This is a genomic window from Arthrobacter sp. M2012083, from assembly GCF_000281065.1.
GTDB lineage: Bacteria > Actinomycetota > Actinomycetes > Actinomycetales > Micrococcaceae > Arthrobacter.
In genome coordinates, this window is sequence record NZ_AKKK01000015.1 from 73915 (window position 1) to 79914 (window position 6000).

Consider the following 6000-nt stretch of genomic DNA (forward strand, 5'->3'; position numbering starts at 1 on the left):
GGCTAGTGTCCCGGGCTGTTCCTGGAAACCGCCCGGGACACTTAAGCCTAGGCGATGCGGTCGATGATGAGCTGATGCGCCGGGCGTGACCCTTCAGGAGCAATCACGACGGCATTCTGGAGCGCTTCCTTGGCCCGGTCGAACTTCTCCGGGGTATCCGTCAGGAGTGTCATCAGGGGCTCTCCCGCACGAACCAGGGCGCCGGGCTTGGCGTGCAGGCGGACACCGGCCCCGGCTTGAACCTTGTCTTCCTTGCGGGCACGGCCAGCACCCAGGCGCCACGCGGCAATACCCACGGAAAGCGCGTCCAGTTCCACCAGGACGCCGTCCGCAGGAGCGAAGACAACCTCGGATTCCCTGGCTTCGGGCAGCGCGGCCCGGGGATCTCCACCTTGGGCTTCGATCATCCGGTTCCAGACGTCCATGGCGCGTCCGTCCTTCAGCGCAGCTGCGGGATCGGCGTCGTGGATGCCGGCACCGGCCAGCATCTCCTCGGCCAGGCGGACGGTCAGTTCGACCACGTCTTCCGGACCGCCGCCGGCAAGGACCTCCACTGATTCCTCCACCTCAATGGCGTTACCGGCAGTCAATCCAAGCGGCGTGGACATGTCCGTGATCAGCGCGACGGTGTGTACGCCTGCATCCTTGCCCAAAGCCACCATGGTCTCGGCAAGCTCCCGGGCCCGGGCTTCGTCCTTCATGAAGGCGCCCGAACCCACTTTGACGTCCAGCACCAAGGATCCGGTTCCTTCGGCGATCTTCTTGCTCATGATCGAGGAGGCAATCAACGGAATGGCTTCCACCGTTCCAGTGACGTCACGCAAGGCATACAGCTTCTTATCCGCGGGAGCGAGCCCTGAACCTGCAGCACAGATGACTGCGCCGACGTCCTGGAGCTGGGCCATGATTTCGTCGTTGCTCAGGTTTGCCCGCCACCCGGGGATGGCCTCCAGCTTGTCCAGCGTCCCGCCGGTGTGGCCGAGGCCGCGGCCCGACAGCTGCGGAACCGCGACGCCGAACACAGCCACCAGCGGCGCCAACGGCAGCGTGATCTTATCCCCCACCCCACCGGTGGAGTGCTTGTCGCTGGTAGCCTTCCGGCCGCCGTCGGGCCTTGTCAGGGACGAAAAGTCCATCCGCTCGCCCGAGGCGATCATGGCCGATGTCCAGCGTGAAATCTCGGCGCGGTCCATGCCGTTCAGCAGGATGGCCATGTTCAGTGCCGCCATCTGTTCCTCGGCGATCACGCCTCGGGTGTAGGCATCAATGGTCCAGTCGATCTGCTCGGGAGTGAGCGTGCCCTTGTCCCGCTTGATGGAAATGATCTGGACGGCGTCGAACGCTTCAGTGGTGGTCACGTGGTTTCCTCCAGATGTTCGGGACCAAAGGCGTCAGGAAGTACCTGGTCCATGGATTTGATTCCCTGCGTTGTCATGAGCTGCATTCGGGGTGCCCTGAATTCGTAGAGCAACTGGCGGCAACGCCCGCATGGCATGAGGATGTTGCCTTGCCCGTCCACGCAATAGAAAGCGGCGATTTTGCCGCCGCCGGTCATGTGGAGCTGGCCTACAAGGGCACATTCGGCGCAGAGGGTCAGCCCGTAACTGGCGTTCTCCACGTTGCATCCGCTGACAATCCGGCCGTCCTCGGTGAGGGCCGCAGCCCCCACCGGGAACTTGGAATATGGCGCGTAGGCCTGTTGCATGGCCTGCTTTGCTGCATCTTCCAAGGCCTGCCAGTCGATATCTTCCGCTGGCATCGTCAACCCTTCACGTACGGTATGCCGCTTGCAGCCGGTGGCCGGGACTTACCCACCAAACCTGCGACGGCGAAGATGGTCACCAGGTACGGCAGCATGGCCATGAACTGGCTCGGTACCGGGGTACCGATGATGCCCAGGATGGACTGCAGGTTGTAGGCGAAGCCGAACAGCAGCGAGGCCAGGAATGCGCCGATCGGATTCCAGCGCCCAAAGATCAGGGCAGCCAAGGCAATGAAGCCGCGGCCACCGGAAATGTCCTTGGTGAAGGAGTCGATGGTCACCAGCGTGAAGACGGCGCCACCGATACCCGCGATGGCACCACCCAACGTGACGTTCCAGAAACGGGTTGCGTTGACGTTGATACCCAGGGTGTCGGCAGCCTGCGGGTGTTCGCCGACGGCACGGACCCGCAAACCCCAGCGGGTCTTGAACAAGCCGAACCACACCACGGCCACCGCAATGTACATGAGGTAGCCCGCGATGGACTGCTCGAACAGGATGGGCCCGATGATGGGGATGTCCGAAAGCAGCGGGATCGGCAGGATGTCCAAGCGGCCCGGGGTGTTGAACTGCTCCTTGTTGGGCACCATCAACGTGCCGTACAGGAAGCCTGTGAGCCCGGAGACCAACACGTTCAAAACCACACCGACGATGATCTGGTTGACCAGGTATTTGATGCTGAACACGGCCAGGACCATGGACACGGCAGCACCCGCCGCAGCTGCTGCAATCAGGCCGATGTACGGGCTGCCCGTCATGGTGGCCACCAGGGCGGCAGTGAATGCTCCGCCCAGGAGTTGCCCTTCGATGGCGATGTTCACGACACCCACACGCTCACAGAGCACGCCGGAGAGCGAACCGAAGACCAATGGGACTGCAAGTGTCACCGAGCCGGCAACGAGGCCGGCCAGCGAGATGGAGGGCTGGCGGGCGCCTGCCACGATCCAAACAAGCAAGGCGAACACGAACACCACGGCAAACGCGATTGGCAGCCACTTGGGCGACCGCTCTCCTTGGGTCCAGAGGTAGATCGAGTAGGCTGCCATGGCCAGCAGCAGGATGCCTAGGACAATTCCGCCCACCTGTCCAGGAATCATCAGGGCAGGGACCGCAACGGCGTCGCCGGCGTCGCTGATCTTCATCTCGGCTGTCTTGTCCGGGCCAAGGAATCCGAAGAAGACCAAGGCTATGAGCGCCAGGATCCCGAGGGAAAGCGGAACCTTCATGGACGGCCGGAACGCTGGCAGGGCCGTTGATCCCGACTTGGGAGCGGTGGTTGTCGCGCTCACTTGGCACCTCCGGTGGCGTTGGCAAGGGCAGCTTTCGGGGCCGCCTTCGGTGTCTTGTTCTTGTTCTTCTTCTTGGGCTCCAGCCGGAAGATCGAACGGATGAGCGGCGGCGCGGCGATGAAGAGCACAATCAGCGATTGCACCACCAGCACAATGTCGATGGGCGTTCCGGTCTGGATCTGCATCTGCACTGCGCCTGCACGGAAAGCTCCGAACAGCAGTCCGGCAAAGAACGTCCCCCACGGTGTACTGCGACCCAGCAGGGCAACAGTGATCGCATCGAAGCCGATCTGGGCAGCGACGCCGCCTGTCAGCACCTTTTCGGTACCGGCCACTTGGGCAACACCACCGAACGCGGCGAGGGCGCCGGCCATGGCCATCACCAGGATGGTGGCGCGGGATACTTTGACGCCGGCGGTCCGCGCCGCGACGGGGTTGGCACCGACGGCACGGAACTCGAAGCCGATGGTGGATCGGTTCAACAGCCACCACACACCGTAGGTCAGCGCGATTGCCACCAGGAAGCCCACGTGGAGTCGGGATCCCGGGATGAGGACGGGATACGTTGCCGATTCATCGAGGCGCGGCGAAATGGGGCTGTTGTCTCCCGGACGCCGGAACGCAGCAGTGTTCAGCAGGAAGTCGAGCAGGAACAAGGCCACATAGTTCAGCATGATGGTGACGATGACCTCATGCGCACCGGTCCGGGCTTTGAGGATGCCCACAATGGCACCCCACAAAGCACCGCCCAGGACGCCCATGATGATGACCACCAGCAGGTGCAGGCCGAACGGCAGGTGCCAGGCGAACCCAACGTAGGCAGCGAGAGTGGCGCTGATGATGATCTGCCCCTGGGCGCCGATGTTGAACAAGCCGGCGCGGAACGCCAGTGCAACACCAAGGCCCGCACAGATCAGCGGGGTTGCCACGGTCATGGTTTCAAGCAAGGGCTTGAAACCTTCACGTGGATTGAACACAGCACCCTGGAAGAGGGCAACGTAGCTCTCGGTCATGGCTGTCCACAACGCACTCAGGAAGTCCGTGGGGCGTGCGAACAAGTAGCCCGCGGTCTTGGCCACCTGGGCGTCCGTGCTGGCAATCAGCAGGCCGCCGAGGAACAGCGCCACAATGACCGCCAGGACGGAGACAAAGCCGTTGCCCATCACGATCCGGCGCATGAGGCTGCCTTGCTTGTGTCCCGGGTCGCCGCTTTGGGAGGAAACAGGCACTATGGAAGGTTCCAGCGTCCCACCGGCGGTGTCCAGGGCGACGTCTGCCGCCCGCACTTCGGAGGTGGATTCCTCGGGTTTTTGGTCTTTGCCCGACTCGTCTTTAGTTGTCATCGGAGCCTCCTTCAGGGCCGACGCCGGCCATCATCAAGCCAAGGGTGTCGCGGGGTGTTCCGGCAGGGACAATGCCCACGAGCTTGCCTTTGTAAAGCACGGCAATCCGGTCGGCGAGCTCAATGACCTCATCAAGTTCAGTGGAAACGATCATGACCGGCGTTCCGACGTCCCGTTCGGCAACGATGCGCTTGTGCAGGAACTCGATGGAACCGACGTCCACGCCACGGGTGGGCTGGCTCGCGATAAACAACCGCAGGGGCCGGGACAGTTCCCTGGCCATGACCACTTTCTGCTGGTTGCCGCCGGACAACGTTCCGGCCGCCGATGCCGCGGAAGGAGTCCGGATATCGAATTCCTCGATCTTGGCCTTCGCATGCTCCGCAACCTTGGCAGGCTTCATGCTGATGCCACTGGCAAACGGTGCTTGGTCGTAAAGGTCGAGGACCAGGTTCTCTGCCACGGAGAACGGTCCCACCAGTCCGTCCACTGTCCGGTCCTCCGGAACAAACCCGACGCCGGAACGCAGGACGTCCTTGACGGGAAGGCCCAGCAGTTGCTTGCCATCAAGGGTCACGGAGCCGGTTACATGCTCTTGGACACCCAGGATGGCTTCGGTCAGTTCCGTTTGGCCATTGCCTTGGACACCGGCGACGGCGAGGATCTCGCCTTGGGCGATGTCGAAGCTGATTCCGTCCACCACGTTGGTGCCGTTGGCCGCACGCACCGTCAGGTTTTCCACCACGAAAGTGGTTTCCTTAGGCTGCGCGGGAGCTTTGTTCAGGCTCAGGCTCACCGGGCGTCCAACCATCATGGAGGCCAGTTCTGTGGCTGACGCCGTGGGAGGAGCATCTCCCACCACCTTGCCGCGGCGGATGACGGTAATGACGTCCGAAACAGCCTTCACTTCGCGCAGCTTGTGCGAGATGAAGACGATGGACGTGCCGCCGGCTCTGAGCTGCCTCATGATGTCCAGGAGTTCATCGGTTTCCTGCGGCGTCAGCACGGCCGTGGGCTCGTCCAAAATGAGGACTTTTGCCTCACGCACCAGCGCTTTGATGATTTCGACCCGCTGCTGGACGCCCACGGGGAGGTCCTCCACCAGGGCGTCGGGATCGACATCGAAACCGTACTGATCGGAAATCTCCCGGATCTTCTTCCGGGTTTCGTCGATGCTGAGCACACCACCGAACGTGGTCGGCTCCGCGCCGAGGGCAACGTTTTCCGCCACTGTAAAGACGGGGACCAGCATGAAGTGCTGGTGCACCATGCCGATGCCGGCCGCCATGGCGTCACCGGGTCCGCGGAAATTGACCGGTTGGTCATCCACCAGGATCTGGCCGGCTGTGGGCTCGTAAAGCCCGTACAGCACGTTCATGAGGGTTGATTTGCCGGCACCATTTTCGCCGAGGAGGCAATGGATCTGGCCGGATTCGACCACGAGGTCGATGTCTTGGTTGGCGTAGAAGGTCCCGAAGGCTTTCGAGATCCCCTTCAATTCGAGTTTCACAACTCCCACCGTTCTGTGAGTCCGAGGGACGGCTGTACTGCTCCAAAGCCACTGGCTTTGAGGCCCAGCGTAGTCAGGGCAAAAACGCGCCGCCCG

The 6000-nt window shown here is 62.6% G+C and carries 5 protein-coding genes; all 5 read right to left on the bottom strand.

What is annotated here, in order from left to right:
* Positions 1 to 47: 47 nt before the first annotated feature.
* Genes A477_RS0109220 through A477_RS0109240 form a run of 5 tightly spaced genes read right to left on the bottom strand, consistent with a single transcriptional unit; the run spans position 48 to position 5904 of the window.
* Positions 48 to 1358, bottom strand: coding sequence for a thymidine phosphorylase (locus tag A477_RS0109220; protein WP_017198719.1), 1311 nt, complete (start codon positions 1356 to 1358; stop codon positions 48 to 50).
* The gene (locus A477_RS0109225) at positions 1355 to 1759 is read right to left on the bottom strand and encodes a cytidine deaminase (protein WP_017198720.1); all 405 of its coding nucleotides are present in this window, start codon (positions 1757 to 1759) and stop codon (positions 1355 to 1357) included. The genes A477_RS0109220 and A477_RS0109225 overlap by 4 nt, the downstream gene beginning before the upstream one ends.
* A gap of 2 nt (positions 1760 to 1761) precedes the next feature.
* A complete protein-coding gene (locus A477_RS0109230; protein WP_017198721.1) occupies positions 1762 to 3051 on the bottom strand; it encodes an ABC transporter permease in 1290 nt (429 codons plus the stop codon).
* On the bottom strand, positions 3048 to 4394 hold the full coding sequence (locus tag A477_RS0109235; RefSeq protein ID WP_017198722.1) for an ABC transporter permease: 1347 nt from the start codon (positions 4392 to 4394) through the stop codon (positions 3048 to 3050). The genes A477_RS0109230 and A477_RS0109235 overlap by 4 nt, the downstream gene beginning before the upstream one ends.
* A complete protein-coding gene (locus A477_RS0109240) occupies positions 4384 to 5904 on the bottom strand; it encodes an ABC transporter ATP-binding protein (protein WP_026005483.1) in 1521 nt (506 codons plus the stop codon). The genes A477_RS0109235 and A477_RS0109240 overlap by 11 nt, the downstream gene beginning before the upstream one ends.
* Positions 5905 to 6000: the final 96 nt, after the last annotated feature.

Coding starts and splice junctions, on each gene's coding strand:
- A477_RS0109225 (WP_017198720.1), bottom strand. CDS start 1,759: ATGCCAGCGGAAGATATCGACTGGCAGGCCTTGGAAGATGCAGCAAAG.
- A477_RS0109235 (WP_017198722.1), bottom strand. CDS start 4,394: ATGACAACTAAAGACGAGTCGGGCAAAGACCAAAAACCCGAGGAATCC.